Annotated in this window: 18 protein-coding genes; 11 read left to right on the forward strand and 7 right to left on the reverse strand. The window is 42.2% G+C overall.

Translation table 11 applies throughout. The annotated features are described in order from the left end of the window. Positions 1 to 20 precede the first annotated feature (20 nt). Together ACEN2L_RS00180 and glnA are read right to left on the reverse strand one after the other, a co-directional pair. Complete coding sequence (locus tag ACEN2L_RS00180; protein ID WP_306022504.1) at positions 21 to 548, reverse strand: DUF4124 domain-containing protein; 528 nt, start codon at positions 546 to 548, stop codon at positions 21 to 23. Positions 549 to 656: 108 nt separating this feature from the next. Next, the gene (gene glnA, locus ACEN2L_RS00185) at positions 657 to 2,066 is read right to left on the reverse strand and encodes a glutamate--ammonia ligase (RefSeq protein WP_306022505.1); all 1,410 of its coding nucleotides are present in this window, start codon (positions 2,064 to 2,066) and stop codon (positions 657 to 659) included. A 379-nt stretch (positions 2,067 to 2,445) separates the two neighbouring features. Here glnA and typA point away from each other — a divergent pair, with 379 nt between their 5' ends. Next, entirely contained in the window at positions 2,446 to 4,284 is a 1,839-nt protein-coding gene (gene typA / locus ACEN2L_RS00190) for a translational GTPase TypA (protein ID WP_306022506.1), read from the forward strand. Between the two features lie 98 nt (positions 4,285 to 4,382). On the opposite strand, the gene lspA is transcribed toward typA, so the two are convergent. Further along, a complete protein-coding gene (gene lspA, locus ACEN2L_RS00195; RefSeq protein ID WP_306022507.1) occupies positions 4,383 to 4,883 on the reverse strand; it encodes a signal peptidase II in 501 nt (166 codons plus the stop codon). A 252-nt stretch (positions 4,884 to 5,135) separates the two neighbouring features. Here lspA and ACEN2L_RS00200 point away from each other — a divergent pair, with 252 nt between their 5' ends. From ACEN2L_RS00200 to ACEN2L_RS00220, 5 genes are all read left to right on the forward strand, one after another. Next, positions 5,136 to 5,474 carry a P-II family nitrogen regulator gene (locus ACEN2L_RS00200; protein ID WP_441741013.1) on the forward strand — a complete coding sequence of 113 codons (339 nt, stop codon included), beginning with the start codon at positions 5,136 to 5,138 and terminating at the stop codon, positions 5,472 to 5,474. Positions 5,475 to 5,535: 61 nt separating this feature from the next. Beyond that, a complete protein-coding gene (locus ACEN2L_RS00205; RefSeq protein WP_441741016.1) occupies positions 5,536 to 6,744 on the forward strand; it encodes an ammonium transporter in 1,209 nt (402 codons plus the stop codon). A 180-nt stretch (positions 6,745 to 6,924) separates the two neighbouring features. Continuing rightward, a complete protein-coding gene (locus tag ACEN2L_RS00210) occupies positions 6,925 to 7,299 on the forward strand; it encodes a hypothetical protein (protein ID WP_441741019.1) in 375 nt (124 codons plus the stop codon). A gap of 92 nt (positions 7,300 to 7,391) precedes the next feature. Next, positions 7,392 to 8,357, forward strand: coding sequence for a calcium/sodium antiporter (locus ACEN2L_RS00215; protein ID WP_306022511.1), 966 nt, complete (start codon positions 7,392 to 7,394; stop codon positions 8,355 to 8,357). A 56-nt stretch (positions 8,358 to 8,413) separates the two neighbouring features. Then, complete coding sequence (locus ACEN2L_RS00220) at positions 8,414 to 9,214, forward strand: substrate-binding periplasmic protein (protein WP_441741022.1); 801 nt, start codon at positions 8,414 to 8,416, stop codon at positions 9,212 to 9,214. Here the strand turns inward: ACEN2L_RS00220 and ACEN2L_RS00225 are convergent, their stop codons facing one another. Then, positions 9,215 to 10,279 (reverse strand): alkene reductase, encoded by a 1,065-nt coding sequence (locus ACEN2L_RS00225; protein ID WP_441741025.1) that lies wholly within the window; start codon positions 10,277 to 10,279, stop codon positions 9,215 to 9,217. A gap of 110 nt (positions 10,280 to 10,389) precedes the next feature. Further along, complete coding sequence (locus ACEN2L_RS00230) at positions 10,390 to 11,310, reverse strand: LysR family transcriptional regulator (RefSeq protein ID WP_441741027.1); 921 nt, start codon at positions 11,308 to 11,310, stop codon at positions 10,390 to 10,392. A 112-nt stretch (positions 11,311 to 11,422) separates the two neighbouring features. Here ACEN2L_RS00230 and ACEN2L_RS00235 point away from each other — a divergent pair, with 112 nt between their 5' ends. The 3 genes from ACEN2L_RS00235 to ACEN2L_RS00245 all read left to right on the forward strand — a co-directional run bounded on the left by ACEN2L_RS00235 (position 11,423) and on the right by ACEN2L_RS00245 (position 14,511). Further along, on the forward strand, positions 11,423 to 12,649 hold the full coding sequence (locus ACEN2L_RS00235) for an acyl-CoA dehydrogenase family protein (protein WP_441741029.1): 1,227 nt from the start codon (positions 11,423 to 11,425) through the stop codon (positions 12,647 to 12,649). A 3-nt stretch (positions 12,650 to 12,652) separates the two neighbouring features. Further along, entirely contained in the window at positions 12,653 to 13,462 is an 810-nt protein-coding gene (locus ACEN2L_RS00240; protein ID WP_441741031.1) for an SDR family oxidoreductase, read from the forward strand. A 299-nt stretch (positions 13,463 to 13,761) separates the two neighbouring features. Then, the gene (locus tag ACEN2L_RS00245) at positions 13,762 to 14,511 is read left to right on the forward strand and encodes an SDR family oxidoreductase (protein ID WP_441741033.1); all 750 of its coding nucleotides are present in this window, start codon (positions 13,762 to 13,764) and stop codon (positions 14,509 to 14,511) included. A 10-nt stretch (positions 14,512 to 14,521) separates the two neighbouring features. On the opposite strand, the gene ACEN2L_RS00250 is transcribed toward ACEN2L_RS00245, so the two are convergent. Beyond that, positions 14,522 to 17,620: an ATP-binding protein gene (locus ACEN2L_RS00250; RefSeq protein ID WP_441741036.1), complete on the reverse strand. Its 3,099-nt coding sequence runs from the start codon at positions 17,618 to 17,620 to the stop codon at positions 14,522 to 14,524. Positions 17,621 to 17,664: 44 nt separating this feature from the next. Beyond that, positions 17,665 to 20,118 (reverse strand): two-component system response regulator, encoded by a 2,454-nt coding sequence (locus ACEN2L_RS00255; RefSeq protein WP_441741039.1) that lies wholly within the window; start codon positions 20,116 to 20,118, stop codon positions 17,665 to 17,667. Between the two features lie 187 nt (positions 20,119 to 20,305). On the opposite strand from ACEN2L_RS00255, the gene ACEN2L_RS00260 reads away from it, so the two are divergent. Both ACEN2L_RS00260 and ACEN2L_RS00265 read left to right on the forward strand, forming a co-directional pair. Next, positions 20,306 to 24,745 carry a response regulator gene (locus ACEN2L_RS00260; RefSeq protein WP_441741042.1) on the forward strand — a complete coding sequence of 1,480 codons (4,440 nt, stop codon included), beginning with the start codon at positions 20,306 to 20,308 and terminating at the stop codon, positions 24,743 to 24,745. Position 24,746: 1 nt separating this feature from the next. Then, positions 24,747 to 25,685 carry a diguanylate cyclase gene (locus ACEN2L_RS00265; protein WP_441741045.1) on the forward strand — a complete coding sequence of 313 codons (939 nt, stop codon included), beginning with the start codon at positions 24,747 to 24,749 and terminating at the stop codon, positions 25,683 to 25,685. The last annotated feature ends 80 nt before the right edge of the window (positions 25,686 to 25,765 follow it).

Raw genomic sequence — 25,765 nt, forward strand, 5'->3', positions numbered from 1 at the left:
ACTAACTTTATAATTTATAGCTAATTAGCATTAATAAGTGCCGAGGCTTTGTGCAGAAAGAAGGTCTGCTGTCCTGATGATGCAAAGATCTTGCCTGAGTTGTCACGTAATTGAACTTCGATTGAATGGGTGCCACGTTCGACATTATTTAATTTTAATTGTTTTTTCCCGCCCGTATTAACCAATTGATTATCAAGCAATAAATATATTATCCCAACAAACTCAGGTTGGATTTCAAAGCGAATATTAACTTCTCCCAGATTATTTCTAATGGTTTCATTTGGGGCAGGAGACAGAATCGCGATTTGATATTGTTGACGAAGGATTTGTGTTTTTTTGTTTACGTTTTGCTGGACCTGTGGACTGGCCAAACTGGGAATAACAACATTCTTGTCTTGCACTATATCAACTTCCACCGAGCCAGGACTTGGCACGTCACTGAAGACTATCGTGCCGTCAGGCTTGACAGTCTTATAAATAGTATTGGCGCATAGTAACGCAGCAAACAATAGCGAGAATACACCAAGTAATAGCCTTACTTTTTTCATCATTCCCCCGAATTTGTTGCGAACAGAGATTAGCTTTATAACAGTGTAACCTTAAATAAGGCAAAAAAAAGCCCGCAATTGCGGGCTTGTTATGCATTTATATATGTATTAGCAGCTGTAGTACATATCAAACTCAACAGGGTGAGTTGTTGTATTCAATTTCTGCACTTCTTTGGTTTTCAGTTCGATGTAAGCGTCAATCATGTCATCAGACATAACGCCACCAGCCGTTAAGAAGTCACGATCATTGTCTAACGCATTTAAGGCCATTTCTAATGAGGTACAAACTTGTGGGATTTCTGCCGCTTCTTCAGCAGGTAAATCATACAAATCTTTGTCCATCGCATCGCCTGGGTGGATTTTGTTTTTGATACCGTCAAGACCAGCCATTAATAACGCAACGAAAGCTAAGTAAGGGTTAGCAGATGGATCAGGGAAACGCACTTCGATACGACGCGCTCTTTCACTTGTAACATAAGGAATACGTATAGACGCCGAACGGTTACGTGCTGAATAAGCTAACATTACCGGTGCTTCAAAGTGCGGAACTAAACGCTTATAAGAGTTGGTCCCGGGGTTAGTGAAAGCATTGATCGCTTTAGCATGCTTGATAATTCCACCAATGTAGAACAAGGCTTCTTCAGACAAACCAGCATACTTATCACCAGCAAATACGTTTTTACCATTTTTGCTAATTGATTGGTGAACGTGCATACCAGAACCGTTATCACCAACAATTGGCTTAGGCATAAAGGTAGCAGTTAAACCATAAGCATGAGCCACGTTGTGCACTACATATTTGTAGATTTGCACTTCATCAGCTTTTTTAACCATGGTGTTAAACAAACACGCGATTTCATTTTGACCCGCTGTAGCAACTTCGTGGTGATGTGCTTCAACTGTTAAGCCCATTTCTTCCATAACTAAACACATCGCTGCGCGGATATCATGAGCTGAATCGACTGGAGGAACTGGGAAATAACCACCTTTAACGCCAGGACGGTGACCCATATTGCCTTCTTCGTATTCAGTACCAGAATTCCATTTAGCTTCAACTGCATCAATTTTATACATTGAACCCGACATATCGGTATGGAAACGGATGTCGTTAAACATGAAGAATTCAGGCTCTGGCCCCATTAATACTTTGTCGCCGATACCAGTAGAGATTAGGTACTGCTCAGCACGCTCAGCGATAGAACGCGGGTCACGGTCGTAACCTTGCATGGTGTGTGGTTCAAGGATAGTACAACGAATGTTAACTTGAGTTTCTTCAGCAAACGGATCAACTACCGCAGTGTCTCCATCAGGCATTAATACCATGTCAGATTCTTGGATGCCCTTCCAACCAGCAATCGAAGAGCCGTCAAACATTTTGCCATCTTCAAAAAAGCTGTCATTTACTTGATGAGCAGGAATTGAAACGTGTTGTTCCTTACCAATAGTATCGGTAAAGCGTAAATCAACGAATTTTGCTTCGCTTGATTTGATAAGGTCTAAGGCCTTTTGTGCTGACATTGTATCCTCCGGATTAGTATATAAGAATAGGTCACTAACTTAAGATTTAAGCTATGGAGATAGTGAAGCTATTATCATGCCACATACTAAAAAGAATGGAATGCCCGTTATTACAGTATTTTTTTGAAATTCATGCTGCTTTGTTATTAGAAAGCGCACCAAAAACAATCAAACATGCACCAATAAGATCCACAACCTCTTTTTATGCACCACAATAATCCCACCGCGGAAAAATAATTCAGCTTAAAAACTTAATTTTTAACAAATATTATTTGTCATTCGCTATATTGCTGATAAGCCTGTACAATCCGCGCCCAGTAAATTTCAGTTAATCGGTGAAGCACAACGTTTAGTGTGTCACCCCTATAGAGATAATATAATGAGCGCATCGCAAACCTCAATCGACAATTTGAGGAACATAGCAATAATAGCCCACGTTGACCACGGTAAAACTACTTTGGTTGATAAGCTTTTACAACAGTCAGGTACGTTAGAAAGCCGTGGTGCAGCCACTGAGCGCGTCATGGACTCCAATGACATTGAAAAAGAACGTGGTATCACCATTCTTGCCAAGAACACCGCGATTCGTTGGAACAATTACCGTATTAACATCGTCGACACCCCTGGACACGCTGATTTCGGTGGTGAAGTAGAACGCGTAATGTCTATGGCCGATTCAGTTTTACTACTGGTTGATGCGCAAGAAGGCCCTATGCCTCAAACACGTTTTGTTACTCAAAAAGCGTTTGCGCAAGGTTTAAAGCCAATTGTGGTTATCAACAAAATTGACAAGCCTGGTGCTCGTCCAAGTTGGGTAATTGACCAAGTATTTGATTTATTCGATAACCTTGGTGCAACCGATGACCAATTAGATTTCCAAGTTGTTTATGCTTCTGCATTAAATGGTTGGGCTTCGTTAGACGCTGACACTAAAACAGAAGACATGACTCCTCTGTTTGAAACCATCGTAAAACACGTTAACGCACCAGACGCAGATGCAGTTGGTCCATTCCAAATGCAAATTTCGCAATTAGACTACAACTCTTATGTTGGCGTAATCGGTGTAGGCCGTATTACTCGTGGTTCTGCTAAAACGGGTAAACCGGTGACTATTATTGGTGCTGATGGTAAAACTCGTACTGGTAAAGTTGGTCAAGTACTTGGTTATATGGGACTTGAGCGTACGGAAGTAGACGTTGTTAATGCAGGCGACATCGTTGCTATCACAGGTTTAGGAGAACTTAAAATCTCTGATACGATTTGTGATCCATCGAAGGTTGAAGCGCTTAAACCACTATCAGTTGATGAACCAACTGTAACCATGACTTTCCAAGTGAATAACTCTCCTTTCGCAGGTAAAGAAGGAAAGTATGTTACTTCACGTAACATTCTTGAGCGTTTGAATGACGAACTGATTCATAACGTTGCCTTGCGAGTTGAAGAAATGCCAGATCCCGACAAATTCCGTGTATCGGGTCGTGGTGAATTACACTTAGGTATTTTGATTGAAAACATGCGTCGTGAAGGCTACGAGTTAGCGGTATCACGCCCAGAAGTAATTTTGCGCACCGTTGATGGCGTATTAGAAGAACCCTTTGAGACAGTAACGATTGACTGTGAAGAGCAACACCAAGGTTCTATCATGGAGCAAATCGGCTTACGTAAAGGTGAGCTTACTAACATGACTACCGATGGTAAAGGTCGTGTGCGTTTAGATTTCATCATTCCAAGCCGTGGTTTGATTGGTTTCCAAACAGACTTCATGACTATGACCTCTGGTTCTGGCTTGTTGTATCATACATTTGATCATTATGGTCCGCACAAAGGTGGCACTATCGGTCAGCGTAAAAACGGCGTATTGATTGCCAACGCAACAGGTAAAGCCTTAACTAACGCCTTATTTAATTTACAAGAGCGTGGCCGTTTGTTTATCGGCCATGGTGTTGAAGTTTACGAAGGTATGGTCATCGGTATTCATAGCCGCGACAACGACTTAACAGTTAATGCCCTGAAAGGTAAACAGTTAACCAACGTACGTGCTTCTGGTACTGACGAAGCTCAATCTCTAGTCCCGCCAGTCATATTGGCACTGGAGCAAGCGTTAGAATTTATTGATAACGATGAATTGGTTGAAGTAACACCAAAGAGCATTCGTATCCGTAAAAAGCTACTAACGGAAAACGACCGTAAACGCGCGGGTCGAGGTCCAAAAGATTAAGTTCAGTTTTAAGCTGAATACAAAAAGACCGGCGCTTGCCGGTTTTTTTATGTCTACTATTGGCGATTACGAGTGAGTAAAAGCTACGAGCTTGTTATTTAAGCTTGTTTATCTGTTGAACCGTTGTCGGTTTTAGCGAATAACAACATAAATACCCCTAGCATAATAGCCACATCGGCAATATTGAAAATACCTGTTCTCAGGGACCCAATACCAATATTTAAAAAGTCGATCACTGCGCCATTATTCATTGCCCGATCATAAAAATTGCTGATCCCACCAGAAAATATCAACGATAAACACACCAGACTATAGACATTTTGCTGCTGGCTTTTGAACATATAAACCAATAAAGCGCCGAGGACCACACCCACCGCTACCACAAATATCCAAAAGCGTAAGCCTTCAGATAAGCCACTACCTAAACCTAAAAAAGCCCCGTGATTTTCTACATATCCAATCCTGACCGTATCAGACAAATAACTATTCATCGCAAAATGAGTGAGATAGCGGTCGGCCCACACTTTACTCAATTGATCGAGCACCACACTGATAAAACTAATAATAAAAACAAGACGAAATCTAAGCCAAGCAGACATATGGTTTCCTAAACGTTAAAAAGACAAATACCGCATACAATGGCAAGATTATGCCAATTAAAAAAACCTTGGCTACCACTAAACACAATATTTAGGCAGCCCCACCACCAACTGCTTTTATTTAAAGCAATCAGCCTTCATGATGTTAATGAAATGTAATTTCATATCCTTTTTAGTTATAGCTTTGTTCGACCTTAAATTTACTAAGTCGTTGTATCATTCTACAAAATTTTGCACTTAGCTGAGAATATAATGAAAAAAGTAGAAGCGATTATTAAACCATTTAAGCTGGAAGACGTTCGCGAAGCGCTTAGCGAAGCAGGCATTCAAGGCTTAACTGTGACTGAAGTCACAGGCTACGGCCGCCAAAAAGGTCACACAGAAACCTATCGTGGTGCTGAATATACCGTGGATTTTTTGCCTAAAGTCAAATTAGAGGTAGTGTTAAGCGATGAACACGCTGAGCGATGTATCGAAATCATTCAGCAAAAAGCCCTGACCGGCAAAATTGGCGACGGCAAAATTTTTTTGACTACCGTTGAACGTGCCATTCGAATTCGAACTGGCGAAGAAAACGAAGATGCTATTTAAGCGATCCATTTATACTCAGCTTTAATTCACCAACGTTCTTATTTGTATTCAGGAAACCCCCATGCTAGATATCAATAATGCTATCGCTACCCTCGTCCAAAGCTCAAATACGTATTTTTTATTGATGGGCGCCATTATGGTGTTTGCCATGCACGCTGGCTTCGCTTTTTTGGAGGTCGGTACCGTCAGACACAAAAATCAAGTGAACGCCCTTGTGAAAATCATCACTGACTTTGCCGTGTCGTGCCTCGCCTATTTTTTTATTGGCTATTGGATAGCCTACGACGTTACGTTTTTAAGTCCCGCGTCAGAGTTAAGCACCAATAATGGTTATGATTTAGTAAAATTTTTCTTTTTAGTCACCTTTGCCGCTGCGATTCCAGCGATTATTTCTGGTGGTATTGCTGAACGTGCGAAGTTTTATCCCTTTTTAATTGCTTCAGCATTGATTGTCGCCCTTGTTTATCCATTTTTCGAAGGCATCGTGTGGAATGGAAATTACGGATTGCAAACATGGCTTGAACAAACAACTGGCGCGAGCTTTCATGATTTTGCTGGTTCAGTGGTGGTGCATGCCATGGGTGGGTGGTTAGCGCTAGTAGCGGTATTTTTCTTAGGTTTACGAAATGGCCGCGTGAAAGACCAAAAATTAGTAGCCTTTGCCCCCTCAAATATTCCTTTCTTAGCGTTAGGCACATGGGTACTGTGTATTGGATGGTTTGGCTTCAATGTCATGTCAGCTCAAACACTCGATGGTATTAGTGGCTTGGTAGCGGTTAATTCATTAATGGCCATGGTTGGCGGCATTATTGCGGCCCTGTTTTTCGGTAAAAACGATCCGGGTTTTATTCATAACGGGCCACTAGCAGGCTTAGTCGCGGTGTGCGCGGGTTCAGATATCATGCACCCGATAGGGGCTTTAGTCGTGGGTATTGTGGCAGGCTGGTTGTTTGTTAAGTTATTTACCATCATGCAACAGACCCAAAAAATAGATGATGTGCTAGGTGTATGGCCCTTGCATGGTGTGTGTGGCGCTTGGGGGGGGCTAGCAGCAGGTATTTTTGGTTTAGAAGCACTCGGCGGTTTAGGTGGCGTTAGCTTTATGGCACAGCTTCTGGGCACTCTAGCGGGTATACTTGTTGCACTGCTTGGCGGTGCAATCATTTATGGTATCGTCAACATGCTTAGTGGTTTACGCCTGAGTCAGGAAGATGAATTTCATGGTGCAGACTTAAGCATCCATAAAATTGGCTCAACTAATCACGACTAAGAACGTACAAGCACTGCCGACCATTTCCTTACGGCAGTGCTTTGCTCTGTATCCTTTACTGTTTTAATCCCCCTGCCAAACTAGTTTTTCTATTTTAATTTTTGTTATCGCGCTTAATGTTTGATCAAAACAGCGATATGCCCGATGATCCTATTAAGCTAAAATAAAACGGAAAAAGCCATGAAGCCCTTGTATTGCTGGAAGTGTCATTCATTATTAACAAACGTAATTCTACCAATGTCTCGGCGAGAAGAATGTGCAAACTGTGGTGCAGACCAGCATGTATGTAAGATGTGTACGTATTTTGACTCAAAAAAAGGCTGTGATGAGGAACGCGCAGAAGAGGTCAGCGATCTTGAAAAAGCCAATTTTTGCGATTACTTTAAGCCTTCATTTGTTATTTTTGAGCGTCCTGTTGAGGATAAGTCACAAGCTGCCAAAGCCAAATTAGCAGCACTCTTTAGCGACCCTGTGCCGGTAACAGACCAAACAGATCAACCATTGACTCCAAAAGAGTTGGCCGAAAAGAAACTCAGAGAACTGTTAGGTGGTTAATTAAGTAAGTAATACTGAGCTTTAGAATAACAGCAGCTGGTTGCAAAATTCTGCTAATATAGGGGCCTTTAGTTTTTCAAATGGAGATGTATATGATTTTGGCTAGCCTTGCCATTTTGCTTGGCCTACCCCTGCTTATTTGGAGTGCCGAGAGATTCATCCACGGTGCCTCATTCACTGCAGGTTATTTTGGTGTTTCGCCCTTATTTATCGGTATGTTTATCATTGGTTTTGGTACCTCAGCACCCGAGATAATTGTTTCGGTTTTTGCGGCATTACAAGGTAATGGTGGTCTAGCATTAGGTAATGCCTATGGCTCTAATATTACAAATATCACCTTGGTGGCAGGCCTAACAGCCCTGATCAGCCCCATAGCGGTTCAATCGGGCATCATTCGTAAAGAGCTTCCTCTGCTACTCGCCATCTCATTTTTCTCTGTGTGGCAATTAATGGACCTTGAGTTGTCCCACGACGATGCCATTTCTTTACTCGGTATTTTTGTTCTGCTTTTGGCTTGGAGTGCATGGCACGCCAAAAATGACAAAGGCGACAAACTAGCCGATGAGGTGACAGAATCGATTAAAGGTGACAAAACCCAATTAAAACCCCATGTACTGTGGCTTATTCTTGGTTTGGTGGTATTAATTGCCAGCTCACGTTTGTTGGTTTGGGGCGCTGTCGAAGTGGCCACCTATTTTGGTGTGAGTGATGTGATCATTGGCTTAACCATTATTGGTATTGGTACATCATTACCTGAGTTAATCTCATCCTTAGTCGCAGTAAAAAAAGGCGAACATGAGATGGCAATTGGTAACGTGGTTGGTTCAAACATGTTTAATACCCTTGCTGTTGTTGGTTTAGCTGGCGTGATTCAACCAGTGGCAGTAGATGCAGCCTTTTTCTATCGTGATGCCTTGTTAATGCTCGGCGTAACCGTGGCACTGTTGATCTTTTGTTTAGGTATTAATAAGCAAGGCCGTTTAAATAGACTTGAAGGTGGGGCCTTACTCGCTTGTTTTGTGGTATATAACTTCTATCTAATTAGCACTAATTTTTAGGGAACACTTAGCCGTGCGATGAAGCGCGCTTCATCGCACTTTGGGGGGTGAGTTATATGTATCAGCAGAAATTTATTCGACGGTATTGCACTCTTTTCTTACTTTTCACTTTAGGCCAAGTGCCCATTACGGTTGTCGCCCAAGAGCAACATCCCCACCCTGTTTTGTTAAAATATGATCTTGGCCAACAAGGAGGCTGGATCCCTTACCAGCAAAGCGCACAAATTGGCCGTCCTGGTATATTTGAAGAAATCACCACACTTATTCAAGCGACTACAGACCTTGAATTTGAAGCAGTCCACTTTCCCCCAAAACGAGCCGAGAAAGCCTTACTGGACGGCTTAGTGGATTTTGACTTTGTATGCTTAGAATGGCTTAAAGATGAACGCCTACCCGGCTTTGTTTACAGTGCCCCCCTATTTGATGTGTCTGAATATGTCGTCACTTTGAGAAAAAATGCAGCATTAGTGCCTCAGCGAAGCGCTATTTACGGTCACCCTGTAGGTACCATCTCTGGCTATTTTTATTTTGATGATAAGCACTTTACTAGAATGGATTTTCTGAATGAAAAACTATTGCTGCTTGGCCTGCAACACGAAAGATTTACTTCCATCATTATGGAAAAAGAGACAGCCAAGTACTGGGCAAATTTATTAGAGATTGATATCGTCTTTACTGCTTTACACACCCATGGTTCAATGTTGATTCGCCTCAGGGATGAAAAACGTGAACTGATGCCGCAGATTAATCAGGCGATAGCACAAATAAAAGCATCGGGAAAACTAAAGAGCCTGCTTGAAAAACAAGGCGTAGAGGCAGTTATTCCCGCCACGCCCAGTTCAGTGCATGCAAACTAGCTATTTGCTACAAGGGTAATCACTGTATCCTCGCGCATCATGGGTATACAAGGTTGTTGTATCGGCCTGAGCCAATGCAATCCCCTTTTCAAAACGAGTAACTAAATCAGGGTTAGCAATAAAGGGCATACCAAATGCCACGGCATCTACCTGCCCGTCTTCGATAGCTTGAGTCGCCTCGGCAAAGCTATAAGCCATATTGCCAATTAGATTTCCATCATAACTATCCAAAGCTGTTTGTATGACATCGCCCTCTTGTTTTTGCTCAAAATCCCCTCTCATCAAGTGTAGATAGGCCAGATCATATTCGCTCAGTCTTTCTAAGACATATTCTAATAAGCCAAGAGGATCACTGTCTTTCATGCTATTAAAACTGTTTAATGGCGATAAACGCAGGCCTACGTGCCCTCGACCCCACACGTTAACCACCTCATCAATGACCTCAAACAGCAAGCGAGCACGATTTTCCATGTCGCCGCCATATTCACCATCGCGATGGTTTGACCCATCACGTAAAAATTGATCAATCAAATAACCATTTGCACCGTGAATTTCTACTCCGTCAAAACCCGCTTCTTTAGCGTTTTTAGCGGCTTTGGTGAAATGCTCCAGAATATCAGGCATGTCAGAATCTTTTAATACTTTGGGCACAACATAAGGCATTTTACCTTCTGGGGTATGCACTTCACCCTGAATGGCAATTGCACTAGGGCCAACAGGCACACTGCCGTTATTTAACGCCGGATGGCATGCCCTGCCTCCGTGCCACAGTTGCAAAAATATTTTGCCCCCTTTAGCGTGTACGGCGTCCGTTACCTTACGCCACCCTTCGACCTGTTCTTCTGAGTAAATACCGGGTTCATGAAAAAATGCACTATTGCCTTTGGCCACCATAGTCGCTTCCGCGATAATTAATCCAGCACTCGCTCGCTGGCTATAGTAGCTAACCATTAGATTGGTCGGCACATGATCAACCGTCGCCCTGCAACGGGTTAAGGGTGCCATGATAATTCGGTTTGCAAGGTCTACTTTACCTAAGGTAATAGGGGTAAAAAGATCAGTCATAGGGTCTACATTCCAATTTTTATCATCAATTTAAGCGTTCACTCAGTTACGCGCCAATAAAAAGTAATTCGTTTTCGATTTATATCACTACTGTAGAAACTGTTTTCAAATCAATCAAATAAATGATTCATTTGCTGTCTAAACCAACTTAACGCTTCATCTTGTTCAGTTTGAGCATGCCAATAGAGATGCGTCTCTATGCCCGTAAGCACAAGAGGCAACTCATGTAAAACCACATCATTTTTTGCGGCAAATTGGGTAAGCATTTGTGTCGCTAAACGTCTTGGCATTGTCAGCAAATAGTCTGACTCAGCAACGATAACAATAGCGGCATAATAATTCTGACATCGAATGCCAATTTGCCTAGCAAACCCCTGCTGCTGCAGCAGTATGTCTTCTACAGCAGCACCACTTGGACGATTGGATACGCCAATATGTTTAGCCGCTAAGTAGCTCTGCTCTGTCATCGATTGCGCAAGAGGATGATTGGCTTTCATCATCACACAAAATTCGTCAATTAATAGTTTTTTATGCAACACCGGAGGTTTTATTGGCAAGGCCACATCAAAAGCCACATCGATGTGCCCTGCAGCTAAGGCTCGAGTTAGATTCGCGCGTTCAACTTTAATGCTAGCAAAGGTGGTATTAGGGGCAACAGCAGCCAACATTCGCGCCAATAAAGGCAAAATAGAAGGCTCGAGTGCGTAATGCATACCGAGCCTGAAATGATGGGCGCTCGTTTGCGGATTAAATACGCCCCAATGTTGCAGTATTTGGCGCAAGCGACTTAAGTTATCAATAATCATCGGGGCCATTCGCTGACACACTGTCGTTGGCAGCATTTGATTATTGCTGCGCACAAATAAAGGGTCGTCTAGGGCTTCACGCAAACGTTTTAACGCATGACTTACCGCAGATGGGGTGATATGCAATAACTCAGCGGTACGCGACATATTTTGTTCTTGGTAAATGCTTTCAAACACCTTAAGCAGATTGAGATCTAGTTTACCGATTTGGTTATTGTCTGCCATCGTCCCGCCTATGAATCAAATTCACAGTACTTATATACTATTTTTCATTTCATTCAATCAATTATTAGCAGTATGCTCTTAGCACTCAGTGCTGTCCGCTCAAGGAAATAACATGAATTTTACCCATAACGAACGAACTCAAGACTATTTAACTAGGCTCTGCGCCTTTTTAGATGAACATGTGTATCCAGTAGAAAATATAATTTACGCTGAAACTCACGAGCTAAACCCTGATGGCAATTGGCGTAACTGGAAGAGTCACCCTTTAATTGACCCACTCAAGCAAAAAGCCAAAGCCGCAGGATTATGGAACTTATTTTTACCCAGCACTGAATTAGGTCAAGGCCTAAGCTGCTTAGAATACGCTCCACTAGCCGAACAGATGGGTCGCTGTGTCTTTGCCTCTGAGATCTTCAACTGTAACGCCCCGGATACCGGAAATATGGAAGTGCTTTATCATTTTGGTAATCAAGAACAGCAAGACAAGTGGCTGAAACCATTGTTAGCGGGTGATATTCGTTCTGTGTTTGGTATGACGGAGCCTGATGTAGCCAGTTCTGATGCCACCAACATGCAAGCGACTGTTGAGTTAGACGGTGACGAACTGGTACTCAATGGTAAAAAGTGGTGGACCACTGGTTTGGGACACCCCAATGCAAAAATCGCTATCTTTATGGCTTTGTCAAACCCAGAAAATGAAAAACACAGTCAACACTCCATGGTCATTGTGCCTCTTGATGCGCCAGGAGTTGAAATAAAACGCATGCTACAAGCTTACGGTGATTATGATGCCCCCTTTGGTCACGGTGAAATGCACTTTACAAATGTACGCGTGCCCAAAGAAAACTTGCTTGTAGGTTTAGGTAAAGGCTTCGCTATCGCCCAAGGTCGCTTAGGGCCGGGGCGTATTCATCATTGTATGCGGTCGATCGGTATGGCTGAAAAAGCGTTAGAGCTTGCCATGCAACGCAGCTTAAGTCGCACTGCATTTGGCCAGCCTTTAATTAAGCTCGGCGGCAACGGAGAACGTATTGCTGATGCCCGGATAGCTATTGACCAGGCACGTTTACTCACCTTACATGCAGCATGGAAAATCGATTCTGTGGGCGTAAAACATGCCATGACCGAGATATCAGCCATTAAAGTGGCAGTACCCAGAATGTTAGAACAAGTGGTCGACATGGCCGTGCAAATCCACGGAGGTGCGGGTATGTGTGGCGATTTCCCGCTCGCACGTTTTGCTGCTGCAGCCAGAGCTTTGCGCTTAGCGGATGGCCCTGATGAAGTGCACAAAGGCATGGTCACTCGCTTAGAACTACGTAAATATCAGGCCCGTTAAGCGATGACTCTCCACGTTATCATTACTGGCGGCGCCTCTGGTTTAGGCGCCGCCTTAGTCAAACAGTATGCCAAACGCGGCGCTAAAATCTGCATTGCAGATCTTAATGAGCAGCGTGCAAATGTTGTTATTGCAGACAATGCAGCCCAAGCCAGTGATATATTTTTTCAGCCCTGCGATATTACCAATGACGCAGATATTGAGACCTTACATGAAGCCGTGGTCTCACGCTGGGGTAAATTAGATGTCCTCATCAACAACGCAGGTGTCGCCACAGGCGGCGCGCTTGAATATGAAGACATTGAACAATGGCAATGGGTATTAAACATTAATTTGCTGGGCCTGGTACGTATGACACAAACCTTCAGCCCTTTACTGGCTCAACAGCAACAGAGCCAAATAATTAATATTGCCTCACAAGCAGGTATTACACCTATTCCTTACATGGGCAGTTACAATGCCAGTAAAGCGGCAGTCGTGAGTTTTTCAGAAACCATGCATTTAGAGATGGCAAAACGTGGGATAAAGGTCAGTGTGGTTTGTCCCTCCTTTTTTGACACCAATCTCGATGAATCAATACGCAGCAAACAACCGGGTGTTGATGGACTCATTAAAAAGCTGCTAACTCGCTCTACTGTTACCGCAGACGACGTCGCCACAATCATCATAAACAAGGCCGATAAGGGAAAGTTTATGATATTGAGTCACCAAGAAGGTCGAAGCGCTTATCGGCTTAAACGCTATCTACCTACTGATTACTACTTAAAAATGATGATTAAAAAATTACAGGGTTTTGGTCCGAGAACAAAGTGAGTAACAGCTAACTCGATATAGCAGGTATAAGAGAATTTTGCGTAGTTAACGATCTGATTTAGGCGTTTCGCCCCCAAGGTTATTATGCCATTTTATCTGCACAATCGTCAGTTTGAGGTTGCGGTGCGCCAAGCCATACACTCAATCTGCCAAGCCATGCTTGCTAGGCCTACAATCCGCTAAAATCAAACATAGTGGAATGGTTATGACCACCCAGTTATATTCACTTTCTTCTATCAATACTCGGAGCGTATTCTCAAATTCGCTTCGTTTTCAAACGCTAAAATAACGAGAACACTATGCTTCGACAAAATATAATCATAACCGGTGCTAGCTCAGGACTAGGTAAAGGGATGGCCATTAAATTTGCTCAAATGGGGCGCAACTTGGCCTTATGCGCTCGGCGTATCGATCGCCTTGAAGAGCTTAAAATCGAGCTGCTGAGTATCAATCCTACTATTAAGATCAGTATTTTGCCTTTGGATGTGGACAAGCATGAGCAAGTGTTCGAAGTATTTAAACGTTTTGCTGATGAGTTTGGTCAAATAGACCGAGTTATTGTTAATGCGGGAATGGGTAAAGGTGCGGCAATCGGCACCGGGTATTTTTATGCCAACAAACAAACTGCCATCACCAACTTTGTTTCGGCACTCGCCCAATGCGAAGCCGCCATGCAGATATTCAGAGCGCAAAATGCAGGGCACCTTGTCACCATATCCTCAGTCAGTGCTGTGCGCGGTGCAAGAAGAGCGATGACTGTTTATGCCGCCACCAAAGCAGGTCTAAGCTCCATGACAGAAGGTATTCGCATTGATGTCATGAATACTCCCATTAAGGTATCCACTATTCACCCTGGATTTATTCGTAGCGAAATAAACGAAAAGGTAAAAAAGGTACCGTTTATTGTTGATACAGAAGTGGGTTGTAACGCTATGGTAAAAGCCATAGAAAAAGAAGTGGCAAGTAGTTTTGTACCAACGTGGCCTTGGGCACTGTTTCGTTATATTGCTCGAATTGCTCCCTTAAGTTGGCTCGCTAAAATGAGTTAACTTACAGCTGCTACGGGCCCAAGTTTACAGGTGTTCCTCGCTGCAGATACTCTAGCACTTTGCGCTCAAATTGAGGCGCATAAAGGGGCTTGGATACAAAGTCATTCATGCCCGCCTGTAAACACGCGTCCCTATCGCCCGCCATGGCTCCAGCTGTCATCGCAATAATAGTGACATCTTGTACTTGTTCACCGGCGTCTCCTCGACGAATTGCTTGCGTTGCCTCAAATCCATTTAATATAGGCATTTGGCAGTCCATTAATATCAGATCGATATGGTGTTCTGAAGGTAAACTCTGCAAGCATTCAATGGCTTCTGCCCCGTTGGTCGCGGTATAAAACTGAATAGGCAAACGTTCTAGTATGCCCTGCGCAACGTAACGATTTATTTCGTTATCATCAACAATCAGTACAGTGTAACTTTGCTCTGTGTGCACCGCTAAAGGGGCTATTTTATTCACTAGCTGGCGATGACTGAATTTTTGTTCGGGATGACGTAAGCCTTGATACGCCATCAAAAAAGCCGCAGGTAAAATGGGTTTAATGAGGTGTTGGCAATCATCACTTTCTTTGATTGTGATTGGCGCATCTGCAGTAGGCAACAACAACATCAACTTACATCGATGGCTTGCTTTAATTAAATCAAACCAGCGTTCAAAAGCGCCATCTATCAGGGATGAATCTACGATAATTAAATCGGGTAAAGACTCAGGGTCAATCGTATACAAATCCTCAATTGAATAACTCGCAAGGGCCAGTGCACCCCAAGCATGCAATTGCCTAATTAGCGTATCGCTTTCATCTTGTTCAGCCATGACCAACAAACATCGACGGCCACTTAATAATGAGCCAATCGTTTTATTTTTAACCTGCTGCTCTAGGGGCGCGGTTAGCATTAAAGTAAAAGTGGTACCTCGACCAATTTCACTTGAAACGGCGATTTCACCCCCTAATAATTTGGCTAGCTGTTTAGAAATAGACAAACCGAGCCCTGTACCGCCAAAATCTTTTTCAATGGACGAATTGGCCTGACTGAAAGGTTGAAATAATCTTGTTTGTTGCTCTTCGGTAATGCCTATCCCCGTATCTTTGACTGCTATTTCGATAAAAACATGTTCATTATCAGGTGCTAATCGTGTTGATAAACTCACGACTATCTGACCTTTCTCAGTAAATTTGATGGCATTAGCCAATAAATTTACTAAGATCTGTTTAATCCTGTAACCATCACTAATAATATTCTCATGCCTGACCTCGGCCCAATCGAGCATTAAATTTAAGCCTTTCTCGTGAGCCTTGAGCGCCAAACTCGATATCACAACACTGCTTGTTTCAAGCAAGTTAAAAGAAGCAGGCTCAATATCTAATTTACCTGATTCCATTTTACTCAGATCGAGCAAATCGTTAATGAGCACTGTCAAGGTTGCAACACTATTCTTAGCCATCTTCAGGTAAGCCTCTTGTTTTGCTGATAGAGGCTCACGTGTCAGTAACTCAAGCATGCCGCCGATGCCATTCAGCGGAGTACGGATCTCATGGCTAATGTTCGCAACAAAATGACTTTTGGTTTGATTCGCTCTTTTCGCTTCAATCGACACCGCTTCCAATTGTTTGGTTCTGTCTTGTACTTGCTGTTCTAGCGATGCATTTAAGCCAACAATTTGCAGTTGATTTACGCGCTTCTCGGTAATGTCTCGAATGATGGCGGATACATGGGCCGTCATACCTTTATTTTTCGGAATAACCGGAGACAGACTGACTACGAGGTAGTTGGTATTTGAGGCGAAATTAGTGGTTTTTATTTCAAGAGAAGTCGGCGTCTTTTTATCAATGACATCTGCCAAGGTTTCAACACTGAACATTTCACTGGCATCTTCGGCAACGAGTAATTCAAATAAACTCCGGTCTTTTGCCTGCGTATCATCCATTCCAAACAAAAAAGCCGCGGCTTCATTCCATTCTTGTATGAAGCCCAAACGGTCAAGCACCACAATTGCGTCTGATGAACCTGCAATAACCGCTTCATAGCGGGACTGATCATTGTACAAGTTGAGTAATTTATTGACGTAACGCTGATACGCATAAATAACCAGTATGACAACACTAAATAAAAATATTAGAAGCATCACAAACACAAAGCGTTGTTGTAACCACAACTCAGATAAGGTGGTTTCTGATAAGACTGTAACGACATAAAGAACGCGTTCTTCTGGCGTTGAAAGCGTTATTTTGTGACTCGATACGTGACCTTGCTCCCCCGCAATTGACACGGGTGCGACGGTATCGTTTCTAGGCAGTAAGCTATTGTCTGTTAAGGTTTGCCATGTCGCCTGTGGCTGACCCAAATCAAAGCCGAATAATAACGACTTATCAGGTGCACTGATGAAAAAGCCCTGGCTATTTAATAGGTAAAAATCAAGTCCGGACTGCACAATATCTTGTTGCACCATGCGAATTAACTCAGACACATCAACATTGAGTATCAACATGCCAAAAAACACATTACTCTCACCATAAACCGGCTGGGCAACCCGATAGGTGGGCCATACCGGCGTATCGATAACGCCAAATTCCCGATTGAGGGTAATATCAGAAGTATAATTTTGATTCGCCTCTAGATTTGCTACCGCCTGAAAGTAGCCCTCCAGCCCTTTCTCTTGCAATAAGCCCTCTGGTGTAACAACAACTTGATTGTTAAATTTTTCAACCCTGACTAATTCCTTACCATTATCAGCCTGACCAATCAGTCGTATTTGCCTAATTTCAGGATTAGTTTTAATGAACGCTTTTAATATGGTGTGGAGCCGATCTTTCCACTGCACAGTCGTTGTGCCATCCAGCGGGTCAATATCCCCATTATTTATGGCTCGGGCAATGCCTGCTATCGGCGGAGTTGAAAACAAAAATTGTAACTTATTTTGGCTTTGGGCAATGTGCGATTCAATTAAGCCGACCGCTTTTTTGTTCATGTTAGCGAGCTTGACTCGCTCTTTTGTGAGGATTTGTTGTTGCAAAAAGTACTGGCCAAGCCCGTAAAACATCACACCCATTAAGATTACCGCCAAGGAGATCAGAACGGGGATAGATCCTTTTTTCTTTCTACTTTTCAATATTCATTTCCTGCATGTACGGCAAAATCCATCACAAAAAGCAACTACGACTTTAAAAAAGTCAAAAATGGCTCAACGGCAATGGGTTTACTAAATAAATATCCCTGCCCTGTTTCACACCCAAGTTCAAGTAGCGCCTTCTGCTGCTCTTTGGTTTCAACCCCCTCTGCCACTAACTTTAGCCCCATCGACTGACCAAGTGAAATAATCGTTTTAACAATTTCAAAATCATGATGGTTGATCAGCATATCTCGCACAAATGACATATCAATTTTCATGATATCGACATTGAATGTTTTTAGATAAGACAAGCTAGAATACCCCGTACCAAAATCATCAATTGAAATAGCAATCCCCAAGGCTTTTAGCTGGGCCAGTTTATTTTGCGTATTAAGCACATCAACCATCAAAGCAGTTTCGGTAATTTCAAGTTCTAAAAGCTCTGCTGGCAACTCGTTTACCGTCAAAGCTTCCTGAATATGCAATTCTAGTTCGGCTGAACTAAATTGTGCAGCAGCCACATTAACCGATATCGGCACCCGTAAACCTTGGTCTAATAATAGTTTGATGTATGCACAAGCCTTAAACAGGACTTGGCGGCCCAATTCGATAATTAAACCAGACTCTTCCGCTAGGGGGATAAACTCGGCAGGTGAGATAAAACTGCCATTACCATCAGGTAGTCTTACCAGCGCTTCAGCACCTACAACCTGATGATTGTGCATATTAATTTTAGGTTGGTAAAGCACCACCAGCTCATCGTGTTTCAGCGCATGGCGCAAGGTTTTTTCAAGTTGATGACGTTGCAGTAAGGCCTCTTCTAGTTCGTCCGAGAAAAAACAAAAACGGTTTCGGCCCTCTTGCTTTGCCCGATACATTGCAGCATCCGCGTGACGCATCAATTGCTCCGCATCTTGCGCATCATCAGGGTAAAGACTTATCCCAGTGCTGACTGAGGCATTGTGTAAATTACCTGCCAACATAAAAGGTTCGTGCATCGCATCCAACAACCTACGCGCTAATTGCGACGCTGTATCTACCGTTACAATACCGCTCATTAATACAACAAACTCGTCGCCCCCTAAGCGTGACAAAGTATAAGCAGGTGGTAACAACGCTTTAAGTCGTTTAGAGACCTGAATGATGAGTTCATCTCCGTATTGGTGCCCAAGCGTGTCATTCAAATACTTAAAGTGATCGATATCAATTAATAAAATACACGCTTTTTGATTATTTGTGGTGGCAGACGCACACGCGACATCCAGTCTGTCTCGTAATAATAAACGATTAGGCAAATCAGTCAGTTGATCGTGATTGGCAAGGTGACTCATTTTCACCGACATCGCCATCGTTTCACTGACATCATGAAACACCATAATTGCGCCGATCATTTCTCCATTTTTATCGCGAATGGGTGCGGCCGAATCTTCAACTAAGTAGCTTGCCCCATAGCGACTTATCAGCTGGCTATTTAAGGCCATCGATACAATTCGCTGCTCGCTAAGTGCAATATAAAGTGGATTTTTCAATTCATGTTTGCTGTGGGCATCGCGCAATGGCATCACGTTTTCTATTTTTAAATTGCGCGCGTCGCGAAACCGCCATCCGGTCAATCGTTCAGCAACAGGATTCATGAAGGTAATGAGGCCTTCTATGTCGGTAGCCACCACCGCATCGCCAATAGAACTTAGTGTCACTCTGAGTCGTTCTTTTTCTGAGTAAAGCGCATCTTTGGCTAATTTAACCTCTGAAATATCAACAATGGTGACTAAATACCCCTTGTCCTCATTCCTGCTGGTTAAAGCGGTTTGAAATACTTGGTAGTAAAACTTTGTTTTGCCTTCATTCACTTCGACAACAAATTGTTTTTCATTACCATCGATACGTTCATAATGCTGGATAGCTGAACTTAATGCTTCAGGAAAGAACTGCTTTAAATGCTTGTTATTCTGCCGCTCACTTGGGTCTTGCACGGCAAACCATGAACCACTGAAGTCATTTGAAAACTTCAGTTGCCAGTCTTTATTCCAGTAAGTAATCAGTACGGGAACCTGTTTAACTAAATGCTGAATTTGCTCTCTAGCCTGGATAATTTGCCGTGTTTGCTGTTGTAGTTTGAGTTGATTTCGCACCCTCAACTTACAAATACCGGCATCAAAAGGCTTGGTAATAAAATCAACGGCACCTAACTCTAATGAAAGTTGCTCAAAGCTTGGTTGATTGTGCCCGGTAATAAATATGATAGGGATGTCGGCAAAACGGGCTTGTTGTTTTAGGGTACGGCATACCTGCCAACCATCCATCGAAGGCATTTCGATATCCAGCAAAATCAAATCAGGATTGACTTTAGGGATCAAGTCCAAGGCATCGGCCCCAGAGCTCGAAAAAAAAACTTGCCCAAATTCAGCAATGACTTCTTTTAGTATCATTACGTTTTGCAAGTTATCGTCAACAATTAGGATTTTACTGTTTTGTAATTTTATGTCCGGTAAAAACATGTCACTCCTTTGAATTTTCGCTATAAATTAACAGCCGTTTAGCTTATAAAAATAGAGTAAGACTAAATAATACGCACTACTTTTGTCATTTACCTACAAGAATATAAAAATTAACCTAAATTCATAGGGTTAATAATAGTTACTTTGTAAGCTTTGATTAATAGAACAATGAGGTTTAACGCCGTTCATGAAAAAAACAGTTGCTTGGTTGATACTCTGCGTCCTTTTACTATCTAGTATTTTTCTTGCAAAGCAGGTTAAAGATGCCATTCATCAAGAAAATGACACACTAATCAAAGCGGCAATGGCAGAGCAACTCGATAAAATAAGCCATGATATCGTTAGCGCAATGACCCAATACAACTCTGGATTACACGGTTTATTGGCAGCGGTTAAAACCAATGGCTTTGACCAATTTACTTACGAAAAACAGCTGATTTACTTTAACAATAGAGATTATCCTACTGAGTTTCCTGGTGCTCGCGGTTTTGGAATAATCAAATACGTTGAGCAAGAGCAGTTGCCTCAATTTTTAGCATCAGCGGCAGCAGAACGCCATGGAGCCTTTGAACTCAAACAGCTGAGCGCACCAAAAAATCCTTTATTCATCATCCAGTACATTGAGCCTGAGTCAGACAATGTTGCTGCTTTAGGCTTAGACATCGGTTCAGAACCCACTCGCCGAGTTGCCGCGCTAAAAGCAGCAAGTACTGAAAAGTCGCAATTAACAGGACCAATTACCCTAGTACAAGCAGATGAAAGGATTAAACATGGCTTTTTGTTACTGTTAGCGGTGTATGAAAAAAATGCAAATCAGACTGAAAAAAAATTGCAAGGGTGGGTATTTGCCCCGTTGCTTATTTCTGAAATAGTCGACGCTGTATCTGCGGTGAATGATGACTTGAAGATTGAGATAGCTGATGCCACCACCCAAAGCCACATCAATTTTTACACTTCATTAGCTAAAGAGTCAGAGCAGGATCCATTAAATACGCTTTACCAAGTTCACACCTTGACTGAAGTATTTGGTCGTAATTGGCAAATTACGATTACGCCAAGTAAGGAATTTATAGCATCACTTTACCTAGACGACGCTGAACGCATTTTTTGGTTAATTGTAGTGTCTGTCTGTTTAATCATGCTGATTATTTATCTTGTATTGGAGTTCACTGCCGCTCGTTTACAAAAACTCAGAGAACAAGCTGCTTTCGCTAACGTGGTCAATAATGCTTCGGATGGCATAATTGGGGTCGACAGAAATTTTGCTATCGTACATTGGAATGCTGCAGCAAACAGTCTATTTGGTTTTACCGAGGCCAATGCCCGTGGTAAACCCTTGTCAGCGTGGCTCACTGCTGGAATATCAGCGGACAAACTCATTAATTATTTTAAAAAGGTGGCCCAAGGCGAGTCCATCAGACAAATCCATTTTGTTTATCAGTCACCCATCAGTCAGCGTGATAAAAAGCTCATTTTTAATATTTCTCCTTTGTTTCAAAAAAGGGAATTTTGGGGAGCCACCATCAACATCAATGACGTGACAGAAATCAATGAACTACAAAGTAAGTTAGAACTGACCAACAAAGAATTGAATCAAAAAGTTATCGACGCAACCGCGCAAATCAATAAACAATTGAGTTTTCAACACAGTATTATTGAAAGTGATAACTCTGCAATTATTGCCTTTAATAGTAAAGGCACCATATCGCTGGTCAATAACAGTGCCATTAAATTGCTGTCTTATACTGGCGAAGAACTTATTGGTAAAGAAAGTATCTTGCGACTTTTTAACCGTGATACTGTTATTGAAGCCTTTTCCGCCAACGTTTTGTCTGAACTTCAGTTTGAAGAAGCGATGAAAATCGCCATCGACAAACGATACATTCCTCAGGTTAGTTTATTGCGGCGAAAAAACGGCGAACAAGTCAAAGTTAAATTAACCATAGCGAGTTTAAACGAATCTGAAGGGTTCGTGTTAGTCGCCCATGACCTAAGCGAAAAACAATACCTTGAAAATAACATCGCTATTGTCAATGCGGCCATCGACAATGCTAAAGAGTTATTGTTGTGGATTAATATTGACGGCTCTATTTACAAAGCAAACCCTTATGCGCTTCAACGTCTAAATTACTCTGACCTCGCTTTCAAGCACCTTAAAATAAGTGATGTCGTCAACTTTAAAGCCTCGGGCTCTTGGGAGCGAGTGGTGAATGAAATATTAGAGAAGCAGCAGTACACTTTTGAAGTTAATTTTAGAAATGCCAAAGGCGGCTGGTTACAAACACTGGTATCAGGCTGTGTTATTAACGTTGACGATCAACAATTAATTTATCTTGCAGCCAAAGATATTGCACAGCGAGTAAAAGAAGAAAACGAGCTTAAAACAGCATTAACCAAAGCAGATACCGCAAATAAAGCCAAAACCGAGTTTATCGCCAACATGAGTCATGAACTTAGAACCCCTTTGAATGCCGCCAATGGATTTCTGCAGTTGCTACAACAAAGTCAATTAGACGAGATTCAACATAAGCACATCAAACAAACTAAAATGGCTATTTCGTCTTTAACGCAAACCGTTGATGAAATTTTAGAAGTCACTTTTGCGGAGCAAAATCAGCTAAGACTGGAGCAAAGTGACTTTGTTTTGGATGAACTTTTAGCCGAAGTTGGCTTATTTTTATATGAAATGGCTGGCAACAAAGCATTAGAAATTCATTTTAAAGTGGCTCCAGATTTACCTATCGCCTTACACGGGGACAAAAATAAACTTAAGCGGATCTTACTCAATTTAGGCAGTAACGCCGTTAAGTTTTCTAATACTGGCGAAGTACTCATAGAACTTTCCGTCCCCAAAAATAACGGCTCTCATATTACCCTAGCGGTAAAAGTAAAAGATAGCGGCATTGGTATTAGCCAAAATAAACTCAATAATATTTTTGAAATGTTTACTCAAGCAGACAATTCATCAAATAGGCAATATGGCGGTTTAGGCATTGGATTGACTATTGCCAACCAATACGTCAATTTCTTGGGCGGTAAAATAGACGTTGCTAGCGAATTAGGCAAAGGCTCAGAGTTTCGTTTCAGCATTTTGGTTCAAGCCGCGACTCAAACAGAAAATGCCAAGTTGTCTTTTTCCTTACAAGCGCCTATCAACGTGCTACTAGTGGATGACAATCAAACTAGCCTAAGTATATTAGGCGGTACAATGTCACAACTAGGTTGGCAGGTAACTAAGGCGCAAAATGCGGATGAAGCCTTAGCCGAGTTTCAATCAGCTATGGTACAACAGCGCACGTTCGATTTAGCCCTAATTGATTGGAAGATGCCGGGAGTGGATGGATGGAAACTAGCTGAACTGATTAGAAAAATTGCCCCCGTAGACAAGCTGCCTCTACTGGTGATGGTCACCGCACACAGCAATGAAATGTTTACCCAAAATCACAGTAAAAACCCGAAGTTGCTGAATGGTTTTATTACCAAACCGGTTACCCGCGCTCAACTCATCAATGCCTTTTATGATGCAGTGGCCTCGAATAAACAAACTGAACAAGCGCCAAGCAATTCAACTAATCACAAACCGCTACTTAAAATGCGCATTTTAATTGTTGAGGATAATCCTACTAATCAGAATATAGCCAAAGCGCTTATTGAAAGTCAGGGAGCCATTACCACCCTTTGTAGCAGTGGCTTTGATGCCTTAACAGAATTAGAAAATAGTTTACTGCCCTTTGATGTGGTGCTGATGGATATACAAATGCCTGGGATTGATGGCTATGAAACCACCAAACGTATCCGAGATATGAATAAATTTGCCCTCTTGCCTATATTGGCAATGACTGCCAACGTCATGCCCTCAGATAAAGAAAAGTGTTTTGCTGTGGGTATGAATGGTCATATAGGCAAACCTTTTGAATTAAATGATGTCGTTAAACAAATTTTATTGACTACTAACCGATTTGAAAACACCCAACAAGAAACACCTAAGGGAAGCCCTGCATCCCCCCTTGTAAATCCTAAGGCCTTTCAATTTTGTGTGACCAAAAACATCAATATACAAGAAGCCTTAACACGTTTTAATCAGCAAGAATCTATCTATCTCAAATCACTTGAACTGTTTTTTACTGATCTGAAAAATTACTCGCTGCAGTTTACTGACAGCAACGCCACCTTTGAGCAAACCAAACTTACCTTACACACGCTTAAAAGCACAGCTGGCGCTCTCGGATTCTCCTCATTGACTGAACAAGCTAAACACCATGAACAACAACTGTTAAGTGATGGGCTTGAAAACTTTGTTATTTCAGCATATTTTGAATTTTCAGCAGTGTGTGAAGAAGCAGCACAAACCACTGCACAACTGATGACATTGTTAAAGAACGAGCAGGAGCTGTTTGACTCCCCTCAAGATGAAGCAGAAGATTTCAACGCCACCTACCAACAACTTAAAAACGAGGTTGAATGCTTTAATATGCGTGCCATAGATACTTTTCAGAGCATATCAGGTACATTGTCCTCTCAATCATTGGACCTTGCGAGCGAGCTGATTGCCGTACTCAATAAACTCAAATTCAAAGAGGCTAAAACAATTCTGATGCGTTTCGATTCAATTTTAAATAAGGAATAGCATGCCCTTAGAAAAATTTAATGAGGATGCAGAAGTTGATTTAAGCCACAGTAAAATTCTGGTGGTTGACGATCAACCGATCAATATTCAAACCGTTTACAACATCTTAGCTGAAGACTATGAAGTGTTAGCGGCCACCAGTGCTATCGATGCATTAGAAGTGTGCCAAGCCAATCCACCTGATCTTATATTGCTTGATGTATTAATGCCGGGAATGACAGGCTTAGAACTGTGCCAAATATTAAAACAAAAGGTTGATACCAAAGATATCCCGGTAATATTCGTGACGTCCTTTAACGAACAAGAAGAAGAAGACGAATGCTGGCGCAGTGGCGGAATTGATTTTATTACTAAACCCGTCAACCCCATGACGGTAAAAAACCGAGTAAAAGCCCATTTAACCCTTAAATATCAAAAAGACATCTTGTTAAAATTGGTTTACGTGGACGGCTTAACCTCTATTTTTAATCGGCGCTATTTCGATAAACATTTTGAGAAAATACGCAGCGAGGTCAAGCGTTCTCAGCGTGATACCGCCCTATTGATGATAGACATCGATTATTTCAAACTGTTTAACGACAACTATGGCCATGTTGCCGGTGACGACACTTTAAAAAAAGTGGCATTAATTATTCAACGTTCGCTCAGCCGCCCCGCCGACTTTGTTAGTCGCTATGGCGGTGAAGAGTTTATTGCTGTTTTACCCGATACCGATATTGAAGGCGCAACAATAGTCGCTGAGCGAATTCGACAAAACGTCTTTAATGAAAAAATTGAAAATGCTCATTCACCGCAGCATTGTGTGAGTGTCAGTATCGGCATATCAACTATTTTAAACAGCGCAAAACATAACTGCGATGCCACAGAAGACGCAGATAAACACTTATACCTTGCAAAAAAATCAGGCCGCAATCAAATTCACTCCCCAACCACGGAATAATCACATTGGCAAATGCCACGCGCTTCAACGTTGCGTCTCGCATTAAACAATAGCGTCCACTGCAAATTTTGTATACATTT

The organism is Flavobacterium sp. W21_SRS_FM6 (assembly GCF_052119645.1).
Lineage (GTDB): Bacteria > Pseudomonadota > Gammaproteobacteria > Enterobacterales > Alteromonadaceae > Paraglaciecola.

Coding starts and splice junctions, on each gene's coding strand:
- ACEN2L_RS00180 (WP_306022504.1), bottom strand. CDS start 548: ATGAAAAAAGTAAGGCTATTACTTGGTGTATTCTCGCTATTGTTTGCT.
- glnA (WP_306022505.1), bottom strand. CDS start 2,066: ATGTCAGCACAAAAGGCCTTAGACCTTATCAAATCAAGCGAAGCAAAA.
- typA (WP_306022506.1), top strand. CDS start 2,446: ATGAGCGCATCGCAAACCTCAATCGACAATTTGAGGAACATAGCAATA.
- lspA (WP_306022507.1), bottom strand. CDS start 4,883: ATGTCTGCTTGGCTTAGATTTCGTCTTGTTTTTATTATTAGTTTTATC.
- ACEN2L_RS00200 (WP_441741013.1), top strand. CDS start 5,136: ATGAAAAAAGTAGAAGCGATTATTAAACCATTTAAGCTGGAAGACGTT.
- ACEN2L_RS00205 (WP_441741016.1), top strand. CDS start 5,536: ATGCTAGATATCAATAATGCTATCGCTACCCTCGTCCAAAGCTCAAAT.
- ACEN2L_RS00210 (WP_441741019.1), top strand. CDS start 6,925: ATGAAGCCCTTGTATTGCTGGAAGTGTCATTCATTATTAACAAACGTA.
- ACEN2L_RS00215 (WP_306022511.1), top strand. CDS start 7,392: ATGATTTTGGCTAGCCTTGCCATTTTGCTTGGCCTACCCCTGCTTATT.
- ACEN2L_RS00220 (WP_441741022.1), top strand. CDS start 8,414: ATGTATCAGCAGAAATTTATTCGACGGTATTGCACTCTTTTCTTACTT.
- ACEN2L_RS00225 (WP_441741025.1), bottom strand. CDS start 10,279: ATGACTGATCTTTTTACCCCTATTACCTTAGGTAAAGTAGACCTTGCA.
- ACEN2L_RS00230 (WP_441741027.1), bottom strand. CDS start 11,310: ATGGCAGACAATAACCAAATCGGTAAACTAGATCTCAATCTGCTTAAG.
- ACEN2L_RS00235 (WP_441741029.1), top strand. CDS start 11,423: ATGAATTTTACCCATAACGAACGAACTCAAGACTATTTAACTAGGCTC.
- ACEN2L_RS00240 (WP_441741031.1), top strand. CDS start 12,653: ATGACTCTCCACGTTATCATTACTGGCGGCGCCTCTGGTTTAGGCGCC.
- ACEN2L_RS00245 (WP_441741033.1), top strand. CDS start 13,762: ATGCTTCGACAAAATATAATCATAACCGGTGCTAGCTCAGGACTAGGT.
- ACEN2L_RS00255 (WP_441741039.1), bottom strand. CDS start 20,118: ATGTTTTTACCGGACATAAAATTACAAAACAGTAAAATCCTAATTGTT.
- ACEN2L_RS00260 (WP_441741042.1), top strand. CDS start 20,306: ATGAAAAAAACAGTTGCTTGGTTGATACTCTGCGTCCTTTTACTATCT.
- ACEN2L_RS00265 (WP_441741045.1), top strand. CDS start 24,747: ATGCCCTTAGAAAAATTTAATGAGGATGCAGAAGTTGATTTAAGCCAC.